The organism is Superficieibacter sp., assembly GCF_032071645.1.
Lineage (GTDB): Bacteria > Pseudomonadota > Gammaproteobacteria > Enterobacterales > Enterobacteriaceae > Superficieibacter.
On the sequence record NZ_DAMAPU010000001.1, the window covers coordinates 769,264 to 787,635 of the forward strand.

Sequence of the window (18,372 nt, forward strand, 5' to 3'; positions counted from 1 at the left end):
ATAAAAATAACCCCGGCTTGCCGGGGTTATTTTTTACTCTGCTGACTGCGCCTGAAGCAGCGCCGCTTCGCGTGAGGCCAGCACCCGCTCTACGGTATCAACGACCGCCTGCGTTTGCGGGTCAATTTCTACATTAATGCGGTGCCCCAGTTTTTTCTTCCCAAGCGTGGTGCGCTGAAGCGTCTCTGGAATTAAATATACGCAAAAACGTGTTGCCGTCACCTCACCCACCGTCAGGCTAATACCGTCCACGCCGATAAATCCTTTATACAGGATGTATTTCATCAGCGCCGGGTCCTGGAGTTTAAACCAAATCTGGCGATTGTTTTCCGAGGTGAGTATTTTTGACACCTCTGCGGTGGTCATAATATGGCCGGACATCAAATGCCCGCCAATTTCATCGCTGAATTTTGCCGCCCGCTCGACGTTAACTTCATCACCGACTTTTAAGTCGCCCAGATTCGTGATGCGTAACGTTTCTTTCATTAAATCGAAGCTAATGTGGCTGCCGTTAATCTCGGTCACTGTCAGGCAGCAGCCATTGTGAGCCACCGATGCCCCCGTCTCCAGCCCATCCAGCATCTCCGGGGGGAGCGCGACGACGTGAGTGCGGAAATTAGGTTTCTCATCAATGGACACGATTTTTGCCGTGCCCTGTACAATACCAGTAAACATGCCTTGACTCCTGTATGCCATCATTACGTTTTAATCGCTGTATTTCTGCTACGCACAATAACAGGTGGAAAATAGCCTTGCCAGTCCGCTATGTGCGCTTATGACTTTTTCACTGGCTTAATCAATAATCCCCGTTACAATAGCCAGATAACCTCTTGAAAATTCTTTTTCGCTGCCATTAATGGCGGCTTTTTTGTCTCTTAAATAACTACAATACTCAAGGTGTTCACGTGCAGAAGTATCTCAAAGAGGCGCGTCAGCTTCTGGCGCTGGCCATTCCAGTTATTATCGCTCAGGTTGCCCAGACGGCAATGGGCTTTGTCGATACGGTTATGGCAGGTGGCTATAGCGCGACGGATATGGCCGCCGTCGCGATTGGCACCTCCATCTGGCTACCCGCCATCCTCTTTGGTCATGGCCTGCTGCTGGCACTGACGCCGGTCATTGCCCAGCTTAATGGTTCCGGGCGACGCGATCGCATCGCCCATCAGGTGCGTCAGGGTTTCTGGCTGGCAGGCTTTGTCTCGATTCTGGTGATGGTGGTGCTGTGGAACGCCGGGCATATCATTCATGCCATGCACAATATCGATCCAGAACTGGCCGACAAAGCCGTGCGTTATTTGCGTGCGCTGCTATTTGGTGCGCCGGGCTACCTGTGCTTTCAGGTGGCGCGTAATCAGTGCGATGGCCTGGCGAAAACCAAACCGGCGATGTTTATTGGCTTTTGCGGCCTGCTGGTCAATATTCCGGTCAACTATATATTCATTTATGGCCATTTCGGGATGCCCGAGCTGGGCGGCGTCGGCTGCGGTGTGGCGACCGCATCCGTTTACTGGGTGATGCTGTTCTGTATGCTTTCCTATGTCAAAAGCGCGCGCTCAATGCGGGATATCCGCAATGATATGCACTTTGGCAAACCTGACTTTGCGGTGATCCGGCGTTTAATTCAGCTTGGGCTACCCATCGCCCTCGCGCTCTTTTTCGAAGTGACGCTGTTTGCCGTCGTCGCCCTGCTGGTTTCACCGCTGGGCATTGTCGATGTGGCGGGCCACCAGATCGCGCTGAATTTCAGTTCGCTGATGTTTGTACTGCCGCTGTCGCTGGGTGCTGCGGTCACTATCCGCGTGGGCTACCGGCTGGGACAAGGCTCCACGCTCGATGCTCAGACATCTGCCTGGACCGGGCTGGGCGTCGGGGTCTGCATGGCGATTATGACTGCTATCTTCACCGTGTCGCTGCGAGAGCCCATTGCGCTGTTGTATAACGATAACCCGGAAGTCGTGATCCTCGCCTCGCACCTGATGCTGCTGGCGGCTATCTATCAGATTTCGGATTCGATTCAGGTGATCGGCAGCGGGATACTGCGCGGCTATAAAGATACCAGTTCGATCTTCTTTATTACCCTGGTTGCCTACTGGTTCCTGGGATTGCCCAGCGGCTATGTGCTGGCGCTAACCGATTTAGTGGTGGATCGCATGGGTCCGGCGGGATTCTGGCTGGGCTTTATTATCGGACTCACCTCGGCGGCGATCATGATGATGATCCGAATGCGCTTCCTGCAACGTCAGCCTTCGAGCGTCATTTTGCAACGCGCTTCGCGCTAATATCAGAGTAGCCGCCGCCCGGCGGCTACTTTCTCAACATTTTGCACAGTAGTTCCGCAATCGCGTGAATTACTGAAGAAAAATAGCATTTCCCTCTTGCCACTTCCCTGCTGTGCCGCTAATATTCGTCCCCGTTGTCAACCACAACAATGCGTTCATAGCTCAGTTGGTTAGAGCACCACCTTGACATGGTGGGGGTCGTTGGTTCGAGTCCAATTGAACGCACCATCTCTTTACAGTGCGTCCGTAGCTCAGTTGGTTAGAGCACCACCTTGACATGGTGGGGGTCGATGGTTCGAGTCCATTCGGACGCACCATTTCAGCAGTTTCCGGTTATTCCTTTAGCTGTTTTTCCAGCCACAATAAAGAATTGTTGCCTTCTCTGGCGATATCCGTCATCGGTGCTGCCTGATAGCTGTCATTAAAAATTTCCAGCGACCAGGGTCCGCGATAGCCACGCCGCTGAATGTCCTGCGCCAGCATGACGACAGGCAGTTGTCCTTTCCCGGGAAAACAGCGGAAATGACGGCTCCACTGCTGAACCTCCATTTCCATTTTCGGCGCGTCGGCCAGCTGGACGAAGGTGAGTTTCTCCAGCGGAACGTCCTCCAGTCCGTCAAGCGTGTCGCCCAACGACAGAATATGAAAGCTGTCCAGCACAATGCCCATTGCCGAACTGTCTACCTGCCGTACCCGCGCCCACGCCTGCCGCCAGCGCTGAACGTGATGGCCCCAGGCCAGCGCCTCGTAGCCGATGACAATCTGTTCCTGCTCGGCTAAGGTGGCGAGGATGCGCAAATCTTCGCACTGGCGATCGGGATTTGCGCAACTGTCCGCGCGGGTATTGCTGCACAGCAACAGACGATCGCAGCCCAGCTCGTGCATCAGGGCAATTTTGCGTTTCGCCCGCTCTATGCTCCCGGCAAAGTCCTTGCGGGGATTACCTTCCACATCGCGCAACGGCTGGAACAGGGTAATTTGCAGCCCCAGATCGGCGGCCAGTTGGCGAAGGGTGGCAGGTGTACCGGAGAAATTCAGCAGATCCTGGTCGAAGATTTCGACCCCCTGAAAACCTGCCGCAGCGATGGCGCGGATTTTATCCGCCAGGCTTCCGCCAAGTGAGACGGTGGCGATTGAACGAAGCATGTTCCCCTCCTTAGGGTAAAGCGAAAGTTGCAGCAACGAGTGTAGACTATTGCCCCGCCAGCGCTTTCACCACCTGCTCCATTGCCTCACGGGTCAATTCCGGGCGAACGATATTTTTGTTTGCCAGCGCCGTTCTTACCACACCCGCAATGACGATGTGCTTAGGCTCCTGACCCAGATCGCGCATCTCAAGAACGACTTTGCCAACGACCCGACACATCTCCTGATACAGCGCTTCATCTTTCGCTCGTTGACTCATGCATCGCTCCACAATATTTAACAATATAATCACAGTATCACTAAAAAAGCCTGATAAATCAAACAACAGCCCTGCATAACCCCTTTTAACGCGCGTCTTTTACCGATTATTTCAGATGCGCTTATTACGATGTTCTAACAATCCGCCAACAAGCTCTGGATGAATGCCCAAAGAGTTATTAAAACACTGTTTTTATTTTCCTTTTAACGCTTAACATCGTATAATGCGCACCGTTTCTTAATTGAATGGTTTCAGCGCCTTGAACTATCTACTCAAACGCGTATATCTTCATTTAACTTCCTGGGCTGAACCACCAGCGCACATTCCTCTGCACGCTTTTTTGATGTCACCTATCCTTATCGTGTGGCATCACAGTTTTCGCATCACTGGTTCGACTCCGTGGCACTACGTCCCCGGCACGTCACCTTCATATTCTTCTCAACTTAAAGACTAAGACTGTCATGAAAAAGACCAAAATTGTTTGCACCATCGGCCCAAAAACCGAATCCGAAGAGATGCTGACCAAAATGCTCGACGCGGGCATGAACGTAATGCGTCTTAACTTCTCCCACGGCGACTATGCAGAACATGGTCAGCGCATTCAGAACCTGCGCAACGTGATGAGCAAAACCGGTAAAAAAGCGGCGATCCTGCTGGACACTAAAGGTCCTGAAATCCGTACGATCAAACTTGAAGGTGGTAATGACGTTTCCCTGAAAGCCGGTCAGACCTTCACGTTCACTACCGATAAAACCGTTGTCGGCAATAGCGAAACCGTGGCCGTCACTTACGAAGGCTTCACCTCTGACCTGTCTGTTGGTAACACCGTGCTGGTGGACGATGGCCTGATCGGGATGGAAGTCACCGCTATCGAAGGCAATAAAGTTGTTTGTAAAGTGCTGAACAACGGCGACCTCGGCGAAAACAAAGGCGTTAACCTGCCGGGCGTTTCCATTGCCCTGCCCGCGCTGGCTGAGAAAGACAAACAGGATCTGATCTTCGGCTGCGAACAGGGCGTTGACTTTGTTGCTGCCTCCTTCATCCGTAAACGTTCTGACGTGGTTGAAATTCGCGAGCACCTGAAAGCGAACGGCGGCGAAAATATCCAGATCATCTCCAAAATCGAAAATCAGGAAGGCCTGAACAACTTCGACGAAATCCTTGAAGCTTCTGACGGCATCATGGTTGCGCGTGGCGACCTGGGCGTTGAAATTCCGGTTGAAGAAGTTATCTTCGCGCAGAAGATGATGATCGAAAAATGTATCCGCGCACGTAAAGTCGTTATCACCGCGACCCAAATGCTGGATTCCATGATCAAAAACCCGCGTCCGACTCGTGCAGAAGCCGGTGACGTGGCCAACGCCATCCTCGACGGTACTGATGCTGTGATGCTGTCCGGCGAATCCGCTAAAGGTAAATATCCGCTGGAAGCAGTGACCATTATGGCCACCATCTGCCAGCGTACTGACCGCGTGATGACCAGCCGTCTGGACGACAACCACGACAGCCGCAAGCTGCGTATTACCGAAGCCGTGTGCCGTGGCGCAGTTGAAACCGCTGAGAAACTGGAAGCCCCGCTGATCGTCGTGGCAACCAACGGCGGTAAATCTGCGCGTGCCGTGCGTAAATACTTCCCCGATGCCACCATCCTGGCGCTGACCACTAACGAAGTGACTGCCCGTCAGCTGGTGCTCAGCAAAGGCGTTGTCGCGCAGCTGGTGAAAGAAATCAACTCTACCGACGATTTCTACCGTCTGGGTAAAGAAGTCGCCGTAGAAAGCGGTCTGGCGCAGAAAGGTGACGTGGTAGTGATGGTTTCCGGCGCGCTGGTTCCAAGCGGCACTACCAATACGGCTTCTGTCCACGTACTGTAATAATTTCCAGATGTGTCAGTTTGTTTAAAAAGCGTCCTGCGGGACGCTTTTTTTATATCTGCAATCGCTCAATAATCTGGAAAAGCAAATCGTATTTTACTATTTAAATATGATTTATCTAAGAAGAATCCGATGGAAGCTTCCTGTTTTCACACAGTTTTTTGTATGCTTCAGCACAAGTAGATGCTTCTTTGAGCGAACGATCAAAAATAAGCGCATTCCCATCAAAAAAATATTCTCAACATAAAAAACTTTGTGTAATACTTGTAACGCTACATGGAGATTAACTCAATCTAGAGGGTATTAATAATGAATCGTACTAAACTGGTACTGGGCGCGGTAATCCTGGGTTCTACTCTGCTGGCAGGTTGCTCCAGCAACGCTAAAATCGATCAGCTGTCTTCTGACGTTCAGACTCTGAACGCTAAAGTTGACCAGCTGAGCAACGACGTGAACGCAATCCGTTCCGACGTTCAGGCTGCTAAAGACGACGCAGCACGTGCTAACCAGCGTCTGGACAACCAGACTCGCACTTACAAGAAATAAGTGTTCGCTGGCTAATGAAAATGGCGCACATTGTGCGCCATTTTTTTTGCCCTGATTTTGTCCCTACTGTAATACCGGGCTGCTGGCTGATACCAGCGTACCTGACGCCTGGCTCACTGGTGCCACATTGCTTCTGACGCTCTGTACCGGCATCACCGGCGTTGAAGGACTGGCAGTCGCGTTGACCTGCACCGGATACCCTGCCCGCCGCACAATGGCGCTGTTAATGCCATTATAATCGCTCCCCGTTTCCTCAGTGAACTGCACGAAGCGCGCCGTCACCGCAATCGGCACCGTCTGCGGATCTTCCCAGTCATTACGCGACAGCGGCTGATGCACTTCAACATAGCGCCTGCCATCCGGTTCGACGGAGAATTTTATCGGCTCATTGACGATTTGCACCCGCGTTCCCCACGCAGCCTGCGCGAAGAGCGTCTGGATATCCGCCGCCCTCATGCGCATACAGCCTGAACTGGCCCGTAAACCCACGCTGCTGCGCGCATTGGTGCCGTGAATGAGATATTCCCCACCTCCCTGCTCCAGGCGCAGGGCATAGCGTCCCAGTGGGTTATTTGGCCCGGCAGGGATCACCGCTGGCAGTTTTATTCCCTGAGCCAGCGAACGGGCGCGGATATTCGCCGTCGGCGTCCAGGTCGGATTAGGGATTTTTTGAATAATGCGGGTGGACATCACCGGCGTTTCCCGCCCCTGCTGCCCGATGCCAATAGGGAAAACCTGAACGATGTTTTTCCCCGGCGGATAGTAATACAGCCGCAGTTCCGCCAGATTGATGACAATTCCCTCGCGCGGCGTATCCGGTAACAGCATTTGCGACGGGATGGTTAATTCGCTGCCCGGCATCGGCAATAAGGGATCCACTGTATTATTCGCTTCCAGCAATAATAAAATGCCGGTATCAAAACGCTGGGCAATCGACTCCAGGTTTTTACCGTCAGCAGGCACGGTATAAATCTGGTTCTGTCCAATAAGCCGACTGCCGGGCGCAGGCAGAGTATAATCCACCGCCCAGACGCCGTGAGACGCGCTGAGCGAGCCGAGAAGACTTAGAGTAATGAGAGACGCGCGTTTCATACTGGAATTCCTTTATTCACTGGCAGACACCAGAAAGCTGAAAACCAGCGAGGCGGAAAACCGCCTCGCGTAACAGAATGAAAGCTGTTTTTTGAGTTTAGCCGAGATTAGCGGCTTTGGAGCGAATTGCGCGGATCATTGCTTCCAGCCCCTGAGAGCGGGAAGGTGTGAGGTGCTGGGTCAGAGCCATCTGTTGAAAAAAAGGACGCACATCGTAGGCCAGGATATCCTGTGCCGTCATCTGATGGTACAACGCGAAAACAACGGCGATAAGACCTTTAACGATTGCCGCGTCACTGTCGCCCTGAAGTTCAATAATTCCCTCATCGTTGCGACGGATCACGATCCATACCTGGCTTTGACAGCCCTGAATGGTATTTTCCGCGCTGTGCGCTTCATCACTCAGCGGCGGCAGGCGCTGCCCCAGTTCGATGATATACAGATATTTCTCTTCCCAGTTGGCGCAGCGCTGAAAATTGCGCAGCAGCTTTTCTCTGTCCGGTAATGCAGCCATATAACCTCCCTGTTATCCCAGCAACTGATGAATGCGTTTCAACCCGGTAACCAGCCGATCCACCTCTTCATGCGTGTTGTACATGGCGAGGGAGGCGCGGCACATCGCGGGCACCTGATAATGCTGCATCAGCGGCATCGCGCAGTGATGGCCGGTGCGCACGGCAATCCCATAGTTATCAAGAAAGCTTCCCACGTCATAAGCGTGATGCTGCCCAAGATTAAAAGCAATCACGCCCAGTCGCTGCTGCGGGCCATAAATTAGCAGATCCGGTACGCTGGCAAGCTCTTTCAGGGCATAGGCCATCAGGGCGGTTTCGTATTCATGAATATTGTCAAGTCCCAGGTGGCTGACGTAGTCCAGGGCGGCACCCAGCGCGATAATCCCGCCGGTGTTAGGCGTGCCCGCCTCGAACCGCCACGGCGCTTTGGCGAAGGTGGTGCCTTCGGACAGGCTGACGGTGGCAATCATCGAACCGCCCCCTTCCCACGGCGGCATATCCGCGAGAATGGCTTCTTTGGCGTACAGCACGCCGATCCCGGTTGGACCGTACAGTTTATGCGCCGAGAACAGATAAAAATCGCAGTCCAGCGCCTGCACGTCTGTCGCATGGTGCATCACCGCCTGTGCGCCATCCACCAGCACTTTTGCGCCGTGCTGGTGAGCGAGTGCAACGATCTCTGCAACCGGGTTTTCGGTGCCCAGCACGTTTGAGACGTGGGTAATGGCCACCAGCCGCGTTTTATCGTCAAACAGTCCAGGCAGCACGCTGAACTCCAGCGTGCCCTCTGCGGTCAGTGGGATCACCCGCAGTTCCGCCCCTTTACGCGCGCACAGCATCTGCCACGGAACGATATTCGCGTGGTGCTCCATCGCGCTGATGATGATGTTATCACCGGGCTGGATCTGGCTTTCTCCCCAGCTATTAGCGACGAGGTTAATGCCTTCCGTGGTGCCGCGCACAAACACCAGTTCCTCTGGCGTCCGGGCGTTTAAAAACGCTGCCGCCTTGACCCGCACGTCTTCCATACGCTCCGTCGCTTCGGCGCTTAGTGTATGAATGCCACGGTGAACCGCCGCATAGCCGTGACGGTAAAATTCGCTTTCAGCGTCAATCACCTGATTCGGTTTTTGCGCGCTGGCGGCGCTGTCGAGATAAGCCAGCGGCAGGCCGTTGACTTCACGAGCCAGGACGGGAAAATCTTCCCGCACCCGCTGAACGGAAAATGTCATGCTTTTCCCCCTGCAAGACGCAGGCCGATACGGGCCAGCACCTGTTGTTTAAGCGCCCCGTCGCTGATGGCTTCGGTCAGTTCAGCGGCAAACGCATAGATGATCATCTGTTGCGCCGCCTGCTCACCAATCCCGCGCGAGCGCAGGTAAAAGAGCTGTTCGTCATCAATTCGCCCAATGGTCGCGCCGTGGCTGCACTTGACGTCATCGGCATAGATTTCCAGTTGCGGTTTGGTGTCCACTTCTGACAAACGGCCTAACAGCAGATTGTTATTGGTCATCTGTCCGTCGGTTTTAATCGCGTGCTGCGCGACGTTAATCAAACCATTAAAGACCGCGCGGCCTTTATCGTTGACGATGGTTTTGTGCAACTGGCGGCTGTTACAGTAGCCTTTGTTGTGCTCAAGCCAGGTGCGGCTGTCACAGACTTCTGATTTTACCGGCATCGCCAGGCTGTTCAGACGCAGGGTGGTATTTTCGCCGTTCAGCTGGCTGCTGGTATTATGGCGCAGCACGGCGCTGCCCAGTAAAAAACTGTGGCTGAATGCCGCTGCGTCCTGCCCCAGCACGATGTCATTGTGCGCAAAGTGATAGCTGGTGTCGGCCTCGAAAGCCAGCTTAAGATGATGCAGCTGCGCGTTTGCGGCGACGTTCATCGTTACCCGTGAACCGGTGAAATGGCGCGCATTGTCCAGGCTGACATAATGCTCAAGCAGCGTGGCCTCAGCGCCTTCTGCCAGCTCGATATGATGGCGATAGTGCGCCGTGTTCATCTCTTCGCCCGCCGCACCCCGGGTGATGTGCATCAGCAGCAGCGGTTTCGCCGGGCGCTGATTGCGGGCAACGCGGATGGTCGTCACGCTGGTCGCCAGGCTTTCGGTCAAATGCAGAAAAACTTCCGGCTGGATGGCGGCGGGCAGATCCTGCGCCGCAGCGTCAGTGTGGATCTCATAACCGCTGTTTTCGGTGTTATCACTTAAGGCCGGGTCAAAGCGACCATCGACAAACACCAGTCGCAGGGCATCCACTTCAAGCGCCAGCGCATCACGCTGGGCAGCGGTGATAGCGCCCGGCGCAACAGCAACAAAGGTGTTGCCAAGCAGTCCATCCAGCGGCGTATATTTCCAGTTTTCGTGCTTGCGGGTCGGCAGACCGAGCCGCAAAAGCTGTTGCAGATGCTGCTGCGCGCGCGGCGAACGCTGTGCGCTCTGCGCTTCAAAAAGGTGGTGCCACTGTTGCAGCGCGTTACTGCTGTTCGGTAAGCCAGCCATAGCCCTGCTCCTCCAGTTGTTTGACCAGAGTAAAATCGCCCGATTTCACAATCCGCCCCTGATAAAGAACGTGAACATAATCCGGCTTGATGTAGTCAAGAATACGCTGGTAGTGGGTGACGATGATAAAAGCGCGTTTGCCGTCGCGCAGAGCATTGACCCCTTCGGAGACGATTTTCAGCGCGTCGATATCCAGCCCGGAATCCGACTCATCGAGAATGCACAGTTCCGGCTCCAGCACCGCCATCTGCAAAATGTCATTGCGCTTTTTCTCACCACCGGAAAAGCCGACGTTCACCGAACGGGTCAGCAGATCTTCTGGCATCTTCAGCAACTGGATTTTTTCTTCCATCAGATCCTGAAAATCAAAGCGGTCGAGCGCTTCCTGCCCCCGGTAAGTACGCACCGCATTCAGCGCGGTTTGCAGGAAAAACTGGTTGCTGACGCCGGGAATTTCTACCGGGTACTGAAAGGCCATAAAGATGCCCTCACCAGCGCGATCTTCCGGTGACAGCTCCAGTAAATCCTTCCCGCGAAACGCTACGCTGCCCCCGGTGACTTCGTAATCTTCGCGCCCGGCAAGCGTGGCTGAAAGCGTGCTTTTGCCTGAGCCGTTCGGTCCCATGATCGCGTGAACTTCGCCCGGACGGACGTCAAGATCCAGCCCGCGCAGGATCTGTTTATCTTCTACTGAAACCTGTAAATCTTTAATGCTTAACATGATTGTTCCTTTAATCTTAACCGACGCTGTGTTCAAGGCTGATGGCCAGCAGTTTTTGGGCTTCAACCGCAAATTCCAGCGGCAGTTCTGAAAATACGTCCTTACAGAAGCCGTTGACGATCATCGAGATCGCATCATCTTCGCTAATCCCGCGTTGCAGGCAGTAGAAAAGCTGATCTTCACCAATACGCGAGGTGGTGGCCTCATGCTCAAGCTGGGCGCTGTTATTACGGCATTCGACGTACGGGAAGGTGTGCGCCCCGCTGTCAGGCCCGATCAGCATAGAATCACACTGGGTAAAGTTACGCGCGTTGGTGGCCGTCGGCATAATTTTGACCAGACCGCGATAGCTGTTCTGGCTGTGTCCGGCGGAGATCCCCTTCGAGATGATGGTCGATTTGGTGTTTTTGCCGATATGGATCATCTTGGTGCCCGTGTCGGCCTGCTGATGCCCGCTGGTCAGCGCCACGGAGAAAAACTCGCCGATGGAGTTATCGCCGCGCAGAATACAGCTTGGATATTTCCAGGTGATAGCCGAACCGGTTTCCGACTGGGTCCAGGACATTTTGCTGTTTTCGCCTTCGCACAGCGCGCGCTTGGTCACGAAATTCAAAATGCCGCCGGTATTGTTATCGCCAGGGAACCAGTTCTGCACCGTGGAATATTTCACCTCAGCGTCTTTATGAATGATCACCTCCACGACCGCCGCATGAAGCTGGTAGCTGTCACGCACCGGGGCCGAGCACCCTTCGATGTAACTCACGTAGCTGCCTTCATCAGCCACCAGAATAGTGCGCTCAAACTGCCCCGTTTTTTCCGCGTTGATACGGAAATAGGTCGACAGCTCCATCGGGCAGGTCACGCCTTTGGGTACGTAAATAAACGTGCCGTCAGAGGCCACCGCCGCATTAAGGGCGGCAAAGAAATTGTCGTTACCGGGCACCACGGTGCCGAGGTATTTTTTGATCAGTTCAGGGTGATCGTGAATGGCTTCGCCAAAGGAGCAAAAGATAATCCCCTGTTCCGCCAGCTTTTCACGGTAGGTAGTGGCGACAGATACCGAGTCGAAAATGGCATCCACGGCCACTTCACGCCCTTCGCGCACCGGTACGCCAAGCTGGTTAAACGCGGCTTCCACTTCGTCGGTCAAAAACGACGCCGGGCCGGTTTGCTGTACCGCGCCGGGCTGCGATGCGCAGGTGTCGTCGCAGTTACCGCAGGACGGCGCGGAATAGTAGCTGTAATCCTGATAGTTCAGCTTTTCGTAGTGCGCCTTCAGCCAGTGCGGCTCTTCCATCGTCAGCCAGGCTTTATACGCATTCAGACGGAATTCCAGCATCCACTCCGGCTCGTTACGTTTAGCGGAGATCGCGCGCACCACCTCTTCGCTGATCCCGTGCGCCAGTTCGTCGGTTTGTAAGTGGGTAAAAAAGCCTTCTTTATAATTCAACGGCCCGGACCACATTTTGACATCGTCAGTTGCTTCAGTATTACGTGACATAATTATTCCGCCTGCACCCCAAAACTTTCTCCGCAACCACATTCATGTTGCGCTTTCGGGTTATGAAATTTGAAGATCTGGTTTAAGCCTTCACGGACATAATCTATTTCGGTCCCGTCGATAAAGGGCATCGCTTGCAGGGGCACCCACAGGCGTGCACCCTCGGACTCAAAAAGAAGATCGTCTTTCTGCGGCTCAGTTACCGTATCCAGCACATAGCCAAAGCCTGCGCAGCCGGTTTGTTTAACACCCAGCCTCAGCCCCTGAATGCCAGGCTGCTTATTAACCAGCTGGCGAATATGTTCAGCGGCTGCCGGGGTCATTGTCAGACCATGCCAGGCAAACTCCGTGGGATCAAAGGTCCCGGAATGCAAATCCATAGGTCTACCTCACGTTAAATAGGCGGAAAAGTTAATACTATGTTAGTGATAATGATTATCACTTCAACCCACTCGCAGTGCGGGTATTCACCATAGTGACCATTCCATTGCGCATGTATTAAGCATAGACCCCCTGCATTAACTCGCTGCGGGGAATCTCAATTACTTAACCCATTGATAATAAATAATACTAATTAAAAAGACGGCGCTAAAAAGCGACAGATGAAAAGTTGTATAGGTAATGCCTATTTATGAAATCAAAAAAAGGCAAATATGCGACACAGATTAATAACGCTACTAAAAAAGCCGTGTTAGAGTGCAGCCAGGGTGTAATAATGACCTGCCGCTTCGCAATCCCGCAGTCACCGCATGTTGAGGTTAACCGTCATTGTCGGCGCATTATTCGTTGCCAGTCTGTGGCTAACAGAGGGGAAAATATGACAAACATTATTTTAGGCATGATTGCCAAGATTTCTAAAATGGATGCGGAGACGAAACAACTTACGGCCCGCGTTGAGGCGCAGACGCTGCTGCTGAGTGCTTTTTTACTCACCGTGAGCAAGGAAGGCGGCGTGGTAGAAATGATTGAGGCGGTTAAAAAAGCCATCAACACTGCAATTGAACTCGCCGAAAGCCCGCTGAAATCAGATGCAGAAATTCTGCTTAATGAATTTAATGAAATTCTGTCGTTTGCCCAGCTAATCACCAACGCCAATGCCGAACTGGATGTGCAGGCGCTGAAAAGCCTCACGTCTGGCGATGACCACAAATAAAACGCGGGGCCATCGCCCCGCGTTTTACCTCAAAAATAGAGTGATGACTCTCCCGCCGGGCGCGTTTTAAAACGCCGGTGGATCCACAGATACTGCTCTGGCGCGCGCAAAATTTCATGCTCAATCATTTTATTGATATAGCTGGCCGCTTCAAATTCATTGCCGCGCGGAAAATCATCAATTTTCTGCCCGATATGCAATGAGTAGCCGCGCCCACTGTCTTTACGTACCATCGAAATCGTCAGAATTTCGGCACCGGAAAGGCGGGAAATGACATAGGTGCCGTTGGTCGTCGCGGCATTCTGTACCGAGAAGAAAGGGGCAAACGTGCTGCCCTTCGGACCGTAATCCTGATCCGGCGCAAACCATACCGCCTCACCGCCTTTCAGGGCATTGACCAGTCCTTTGAGGTTATGGCGGTCAATCATCGATTTATTCGAGCGCAAGCGACCACGGGTCTGAACCCATTCCATTACCTCGCTGTTATGCGGACGGTAGGTCGCCATCATCGGCTGGCACAGCCCCATCACGCGACCCCCCAACTCCAGCGACATAAAATGGACGCCAACGACCATAACGCCTTTTTGCTTACGCTGGGCGTCGAGCAGGTACTGATACCCTTCCACGTCAAACCATTTGCGTACCCGGCGATCGGACCAGAACCACGCCATGCCGGTTTCGATGAGCGCCATACCCAGCGAGGCAAAATTCTTCTCGATCATTGATTTACGCTGTGGTGCATCCATGCCGGGAAAACAGAGTTCAAGATTACGGTTAGCGATGGTAGCCCGGCGCTGAAGAAAGCGCTGCGAGGTGCGACCCAGCGCTGAACCAAACCAAAAAAGAAAGGGATAGGGTAACTGGACCAGTAACCACAGGACGCCCAGACCAAACCAGGTCAACCAGTGGCGTGGGTGAAGAAACGATAATTTAAATTGTGGACAAGCCATATTTGTTCCTTAAGCGGAAGTCGTGTAGCGCTTAAAGGAGAAACGAATGAATTCATTAGTCGTTACGCGATACGGGTTTTAACTAGGACATCTGAAGGAGGGAATAAATCCGTGGGCGGAGAATATCATACGCTTTTAAAAGTAAAAGGATATTACGTGCGGGCACACTTCTTTTCAGAAGTGTGCCCGTGCCTTATACCACGGCGGTGGTCAGCCGGGAGGTGCAACATAACCGGCCTTGTTCATCAACAATATTAATTTGCCAGACCTGATGACGCCCCCCGAGGTGCAGGGCCTGGCATTTCCCGCGCACCCGCCCGCTGCGTACCGACCGCAGGTGGTTGGCGTTGACTTCCACCCCCACCACTTTTTGCTCTCCCTGGGTACAGAGATAACCCGCTACCGAGCCGAGGGTCTCAGCCAGCACCACCGATGCGCCGCCGTGCAGTAAGCCAAACGGCTGATGGGTGCGACTGTCAACCGGCATGGTCGCTTCCAGATAGTCGTCACCAAGCGCTTCGAAGCGAATATCCAGCAGCCCGACCATATTTTCCGCCCCCATCGCGTTGAGGGCGTCCAGGGTGGTTTCGCGTTTCCAGATCATCCGATAATCTCCAGCAGCGCCTGTAGCGGATGACGCACGCCGTTCCCTTCCACACGTTTAACCTGGCTGCGGCAGGAATACCCGGTAGCCAGGCAGCGGTTGCGCGGCAGGCGCTGCATGGCCTGCTGCCAGGAGAGTGCGTAAATGCCCAGCGAATTAGCGTGATTTTTGACCTCATGACCGTAGGTGCCCGCCATTCCACAGCAGCCGACGCTGACGCTTTCCAGCTTCGCGCCGAAACGAGCAAAAATTGCGGCCCACTGACCCGGCGCGCCAGGCAGCGCGGTCACTTCAGTGCAGTGGCCGAACAAATACCAGGCTTCGCCGCTCACTTCACCGCGTGCTTCCTGTGTCAGCGCCTGCGCCAGCCACTCATGCACCAGCATAACGTGAAACTCACCGCGCTGATTGCCCAGTACCTGCTTGTATTCATCGCGATAGCACAGCACCAGCGCAGGATCGACGCCAACCATGGGTATCGCCAGTTGCGCCACGCGGTTGAGGAAGTCCGATGTTTTTTGCGCCGTTTTCGCAAAGCGGGTCATAAATCCTTTAATATGCTGCGCTTTACCATTCGGTGAGAACGGCAGCAGCACTGGCTGATAGCCCACTTTTTCCACCAGCCGGACAAAATCCGCCACCACCTGCGCATCGTAATAGCTGGTGAACGGGTCCTGCACCACCAGCACCATCCGCGCTTTTTGCTCAGCCGTCAGCGCCTCCAGTTGCTCAAGCGTCATATTGGCCGAGCGATGAGCGACCAGTTGCTGTTGCAGCGACGGCGCGGAAAGCAGAGGCAGATCGACCATGCCGATATGTTTCTCTGACAGCCTGCGCATCCACGGCTGGCTCATAAAGAAGTTGAAGGTTTTCGGCGCGCGCGCCATCAGCGGCGCGTAGCTTTCTACCGACGCCACCAGGTGATCGCGAAGGGGTCGCAGGTAGCGTGTGTGATAAAGCTGCAAAAAGCGCGAGCGAAACTCCGGCACGTCGATTTTAATCGGACACTGGGTTGAGCAGGCTTTACAGGCCAGACAGCCGGACATGGCCTCTTTCACCTCGTGCGAGAAATCATATTCGCCCTTACGCGCGTGCCAGCTATTACGGGTGCGCTCGATCAGCGTGCGCAAACTGGCGCGTCGCCCCGGCAGTTCTTTTTCCAGTTGATTCGGATCGATGCCCCGATCGGCCAGCAAACGCAGCCATTCGCGGACCAGCGTCGCACGGCCTTTCGGCGAGTGAATGCGATTACTGGTGATTTTCATCGACGGGCACATCGGGCTTCTGGCATCAAAGTTAAAACACAGGCCGTTGCCGTTACACTCCATTGCGCCGCGCCAGGCGCTACGCACGGCGATTGGGATTTGCCGATCGTAAGTGCCGCGCTTGATGGCGTCCACTTTCATCATCGGTGCATCATGACCTTCCGGCGGACAGATTTTGCCGGGATTAAGACGGTTATCCGGGTCAAATGCGGCTTTTATTTTGCGCAACTCGCCATACAGCTGCTCGCCAAAAAACGCCGGACTGTATTCGGCCCGGAAGCCCTTCCCGTGCTCGCCCCACAGCAGGCCGCCGTATTTCGCCGTCAGCACCACCACCTCATCAGAAATCTGCTTCATCAGCATCTCCTGCTGCGGATCGCACATATCCAGCGCCGGGCGCACATGCAGAACACCCGCATCGACGTGACCAAACATCCCGTAACTCAGACCGTGGCTGTCGAGCAGCGCGCGAAACTCGGTGATATAGTCAGCCAGATGCTCCGGCGGCACGCAGGTATCTTCCGCAAAGGGAATCGGTTTGGCTGCGCCTTTGGCGTTGCCCAGCAGACCCACCGCTTTTTTACGCATCGCATAGATACGCTCAATACCGGCAAGCTCGCTGCAAATCTGCCAGCCAATCACCCCGCCCGTGCCCTGCGCCATCATCCCGTCCAGACCGGCGCACAGGGCGCTCACCTGGCTGTCGATCAGCGCTTCGTCATCACCGGCAAATTCGACAATATTCAGCCCAAGCATGTCTTTATCCGGCACGCTGGCGATAAGCTCGCTCACCGAATGCCAGACAATATCTTCCCGCGCCAGATTAAGCACTTTGGAATCGACGGTTTCGACCGACAGCGCCTTCGCCTGCACCATAAAAGGCGCGTTGCGCAGCGCGGAATCAAAGGAGTCATATTTAACGTTAACCAGACGGCGCACTTTCGGCAGACGGGTGATATCCAGCCGCGCTTCGGTAATGAAGGCGAGCGTGCCTTCAGAGCCGGTCAGCACGCGCGTTAAATCAAACTCGGTCATGTCATCATTAAAAACGTGCCGCAGGTCATAACCGGTAAGAAAACGGTTCAGTCCGGGAAACTTATCCAGAATGAGCTGACGGTTTTCGCGACAGCGCTGGTACACCGTGCGGTAAATTCGCCCGGAGGCGGACTGTTCTTTGCCCAGCGTTTCCGCCAGCGCGACAGGCATCGGCTGGGTATCCAGAATATCGCCACCGGCTAAAATCGCCCGCACGCCGAGGACGTGATCGGAGGTTTTACCATACACCAGCGATCCCTGACCGGAAGCGTCGGTATTGATCATGCCACCCAGCGTCGCGCGGTTACTGGTCGACAGTTCCGGCGCGAAGAAATAACCGTAAGGCTTCAGATACTGGTTTAACTGGTCTTTGATCACTCCCGCTTCGACCCGCACCCAGCCCTCTTCCGGGTTAATTTCAATGATGCGGTTCATATAGCGGGACATATCAACAATGATTCCCTGATTCAGCGCCTGCCCGTTAGTGCCGGTACCACCGCCGCGCGGTGTAAACACTAATGTTTTAAAGCGTTCTTCTGCGGCAACCCGCGCCAGCAGCGAAACATCCGCCGTCGAGCGCGGAAAAACAATGGCATCGGGAAGAAGCTGATAAATACTGTTATCCGTCGCCATCGTTAGCCGGTCGGCATAACTGGTGGCGGTATCACCTGTGAAACCCTGTTGCTCCAGCGACTGCAAAAAATTCAGCACCAGTTGTACTACGCCTGGCGCCTGAGAAATCTGTGGGATCATTAGCGTTGACCCTGCCTGACTGTTGTTATGTGAGGGAATTAATCGTTTGCGTTGTGCGTTCATCGTTTTATCACATTTTTTTCTTATCCGCCCGACAGAATTACGCGCTATAACGTCCGGCGAAATCGCTGGTATCATTAGCGGTCAAGCTTTATGCCGCGCCCGCATGGTGGCGT

General features: G+C 54.0%; 16 protein-coding genes, 2 tRNA genes and 1 pseudogene. 6 read left to right on the forward strand and 13 right to left on the reverse strand.

Annotated features, from left to right (window positions below; all coding sequences use genetic code 11):
* Positions 1 to 33: 33 nt before the first annotated feature.
* Complete coding sequence (locus RT197_RS03925; RefSeq protein ID WP_312947401.1) at positions 34 to 675, reverse strand: riboflavin synthase subunit alpha; 642 nt, start codon at positions 673 to 675, stop codon at positions 34 to 36.
* Positions 676 to 905: 230 nt separating this feature from the next.
* On the opposite strand from RT197_RS03925, the gene mdtK reads away from it, so the two are divergent.
* The 3 genes from mdtK (at position 906) to RT197_RS03940 (ending at position 2,596) form a co-directional block, all read left to right on the forward strand.
* The gene (mdtK, locus tag RT197_RS03930) at positions 906 to 2,279 is read left to right on the forward strand and encodes an MdtK family multidrug efflux MATE transporter (protein WP_312947402.1); all 1,374 of its coding nucleotides are present in this window, start codon (positions 906 to 908) and stop codon (positions 2,277 to 2,279) included.
* Positions 2,280 to 2,430: 151 nt separating this feature from the next.
* Positions 2,431 to 2,507, forward strand: a tRNA-Val gene (locus RT197_RS03935).
* A gap of 12 nt (positions 2,508 to 2,519) precedes the next feature.
* A tRNA-Val gene (locus RT197_RS03940) sits at positions 2,520 to 2,596 on the forward strand.
* Between the two features lie 22 nt (positions 2,597 to 2,618).
* Here the strand turns inward: RT197_RS03940 and RT197_RS03945 are convergent.
* Positions 2,619 to 3,425 (reverse strand): annotated as a pseudogene (locus RT197_RS03945) (sugar phosphate isomerase/epimerase family protein); the annotation flags it as partial.
* Positions 3,426 to 3,471: 46 nt separating this feature from the next.
* Positions 3,472 to 3,684 (reverse strand): fumarate hydratase FumD, encoded by a 213-nt coding sequence (gene fumD, locus RT197_RS03950; protein WP_312947404.1) that lies wholly within the window; start codon positions 3,682 to 3,684, stop codon positions 3,472 to 3,474.
* 461 nt (positions 3,685 to 4,145) lie between these two features.
* Between fumD and pykF the strand changes: the two genes are divergently transcribed.
* Together pykF and RT197_RS03960 are read left to right on the forward strand one after the other, a co-directional pair.
* On the forward strand, positions 4,146 to 5,558 hold the full coding sequence (gene pykF, locus RT197_RS03955; protein WP_312947405.1) for a pyruvate kinase PykF: 1,413 nt from the start codon (positions 4,146 to 4,148) through the stop codon (positions 5,556 to 5,558).
* A gap of 309 nt (positions 5,559 to 5,867) precedes the next feature.
* Positions 5,868 to 6,104, forward strand: a complete 237-nt coding sequence (locus tag RT197_RS03960; protein ID WP_049840772.1) for a major outer membrane lipoprotein — start codon at positions 5,868 to 5,870, stop codon at positions 6,102 to 6,104.
* 63 nt (positions 6,105 to 6,167) lie between these two features.
* On the opposite strand, the gene RT197_RS03965 is transcribed toward RT197_RS03960, so the two are convergent.
* The 7 genes from RT197_RS03965 to sufA form a co-directional block, all read right to left on the reverse strand.
* Positions 6,168 to 7,196, reverse strand: a complete 1,029-nt coding sequence (locus tag RT197_RS03965; RefSeq protein ID WP_312947406.1) for a L,D-transpeptidase family protein — start codon at positions 7,194 to 7,196, stop codon at positions 6,168 to 6,170.
* 97 nt (positions 7,197 to 7,293) lie between these two features.
* Complete coding sequence (sufE, locus tag RT197_RS03970) at positions 7,294 to 7,710, reverse strand: cysteine desulfuration protein SufE (RefSeq protein WP_312947408.1); 417 nt, start codon at positions 7,708 to 7,710, stop codon at positions 7,294 to 7,296.
* 12 nt (positions 7,711 to 7,722) lie between these two features.
* Complete coding sequence (gene sufS / locus RT197_RS03975) at positions 7,723 to 8,943, reverse strand: cysteine desulfurase SufS (RefSeq protein WP_312947410.1); 1,221 nt, start codon at positions 8,941 to 8,943, stop codon at positions 7,723 to 7,725.
* A complete protein-coding gene (sufD, locus tag RT197_RS03980) occupies positions 8,940 to 10,214 on the reverse strand; it encodes a Fe-S cluster assembly protein SufD (RefSeq protein WP_312947411.1) in 1,275 nt (424 codons plus the stop codon). Before sufD ends, sufS begins: the two co-directional genes overlap by 4 nt.
* Entirely contained in the window at positions 10,189 to 10,935 is a 747-nt protein-coding gene (gene sufC / locus RT197_RS03985; protein ID WP_312947414.1) for a Fe-S cluster assembly ATPase SufC, read from the reverse strand. Before sufC ends, sufD begins: the two co-directional genes overlap by 26 nt.
* 16 nt (positions 10,936 to 10,951) lie before the next feature.
* Positions 10,952 to 12,436, reverse strand: coding sequence for a Fe-S cluster assembly protein SufB (gene sufB, locus RT197_RS03990; RefSeq protein WP_312947417.1), 1,485 nt, complete (start codon positions 12,434 to 12,436; stop codon positions 10,952 to 10,954).
* A gap of 2 nt (positions 12,437 to 12,438) precedes the next feature.
* Positions 12,439 to 12,816 (reverse strand): Fe-S cluster assembly scaffold SufA, encoded by a 378-nt coding sequence (gene sufA / locus RT197_RS03995; RefSeq protein WP_312947419.1) that lies wholly within the window; start codon positions 12,814 to 12,816, stop codon positions 12,439 to 12,441.
* A 437-nt stretch (positions 12,817 to 13,253) separates the two neighbouring features.
* Here sufA and iraP point away from each other — a divergent pair, with 437 nt between their 5' ends.
* Entirely contained in the window at positions 13,254 to 13,589 is a 336-nt protein-coding gene (gene iraP / locus RT197_RS04000; RefSeq protein WP_312947586.1) for an anti-adapter protein IraP, read from the forward strand.
* Between the two features lie 29 nt (positions 13,590 to 13,618).
* On the opposite strand, the gene lpxP is transcribed toward iraP, so the two are convergent.
* The 3 genes from lpxP to RT197_RS04015 form a co-directional block, all read right to left on the reverse strand.
* Entirely contained in the window at positions 13,619 to 14,539 is a 921-nt protein-coding gene (gene lpxP / locus RT197_RS04005; RefSeq protein ID WP_312947421.1) for a kdo(2)-lipid IV(A) palmitoleoyltransferase, read from the reverse strand.
* A 193-nt stretch (positions 14,540 to 14,732) separates the two neighbouring features.
* A complete protein-coding gene (menI, locus tag RT197_RS04010) occupies positions 14,733 to 15,143 on the reverse strand; it encodes a 1,4-dihydroxy-2-naphthoyl-CoA hydrolase (RefSeq protein ID WP_312947422.1) in 411 nt (136 codons plus the stop codon).
* A complete protein-coding gene (locus RT197_RS04015) occupies positions 15,140 to 18,196 on the reverse strand; it encodes an FAD-binding and (Fe-S)-binding domain-containing protein (protein WP_312947424.1) in 3,057 nt (1,018 codons plus the stop codon). Before RT197_RS04015 ends, menI begins: the two co-directional genes overlap by 4 nt.
* Positions 18,197 to 18,372: the final 176 nt, after the last annotated feature.

Excerpts from the sequence above, each read along its gene's own strand:
- sufA (WP_312947419.1), bottom strand. The coding sequence starts at position 12,816 with ATGGATTTGCATTCCGGGACCTTTGATCCCACGGAGTTTGCCTGGCAT.
- sufD (WP_312947411.1), bottom strand. The coding sequence starts at position 10,214 with ATGGCTGGCTTACCGAACAGCAGTAACGCGCTGCAACAGTGGCACCAC.
- iraP (WP_312947586.1), top strand. The coding sequence starts at position 13,254 with ATGACAAACATTATTTTAGGCATGATTGCCAAGATTTCTAAAATGGAT.
- pykF (WP_312947405.1), top strand. The coding sequence starts at position 4,146 with ATGAAAAAGACCAAAATTGTTTGCACCATCGGCCCAAAAACCGAATCC.
- RT197_RS03925 (WP_312947401.1), bottom strand. The coding sequence starts at position 675 with ATGTTTACTGGTATTGTACAGGGCACGGCAAAAATCGTGTCCATTGAT.
- menI (WP_312947422.1), bottom strand. The coding sequence starts at position 15,143 with ATGATCTGGAAACGCGAAACCACCCTGGACGCCCTCAACGCGATGGGG.
- RT197_RS03965 (WP_312947406.1), bottom strand. The coding sequence starts at position 7,196 with ATGAAACGCGCGTCTCTCATTACTCTAAGTCTTCTCGGCTCGCTCAGC.
- lpxP (WP_312947421.1), bottom strand. The coding sequence starts at position 14,539 with ATGGCTTGTCCACAATTTAAATTATCGTTTCTTCACCCACGCCACTGG.
- sufS (WP_312947410.1), bottom strand. The coding sequence starts at position 8,943 with ATGACATTTTCCGTTCAGCGGGTGCGGGAAGATTTTCCCGTCCTGGCT.
- sufE (WP_312947408.1), bottom strand. The coding sequence starts at position 7,710 with ATGGCTGCATTACCGGACAGAGAAAAGCTGCTGCGCAATTTTCAGCGC.
- RT197_RS04015 (WP_312947424.1), bottom strand. The coding sequence starts at position 18,196 with ATGATCCCACAGATTTCTCAGGCGCCAGGCGTAGTACAACTGGTGCTG.
- RT197_RS03960 (WP_049840772.1), top strand. The coding sequence starts at position 5,868 with ATGAATCGTACTAAACTGGTACTGGGCGCGGTAATCCTGGGTTCTACT.
- sufB (WP_312947417.1), bottom strand. The coding sequence starts at position 12,436 with ATGTCACGTAATACTGAAGCAACTGACGATGTCAAAATGTGGTCCGGG.
- fumD (WP_312947404.1), bottom strand. The coding sequence starts at position 3,684 with ATGAGTCAACGAGCGAAAGATGAAGCGCTGTATCAGGAGATGTGTCGG.
- sufC (WP_312947414.1), bottom strand. The coding sequence starts at position 10,935 with ATGTTAAGCATTAAAGATTTACAGGTTTCAGTAGAAGATAAACAGATC.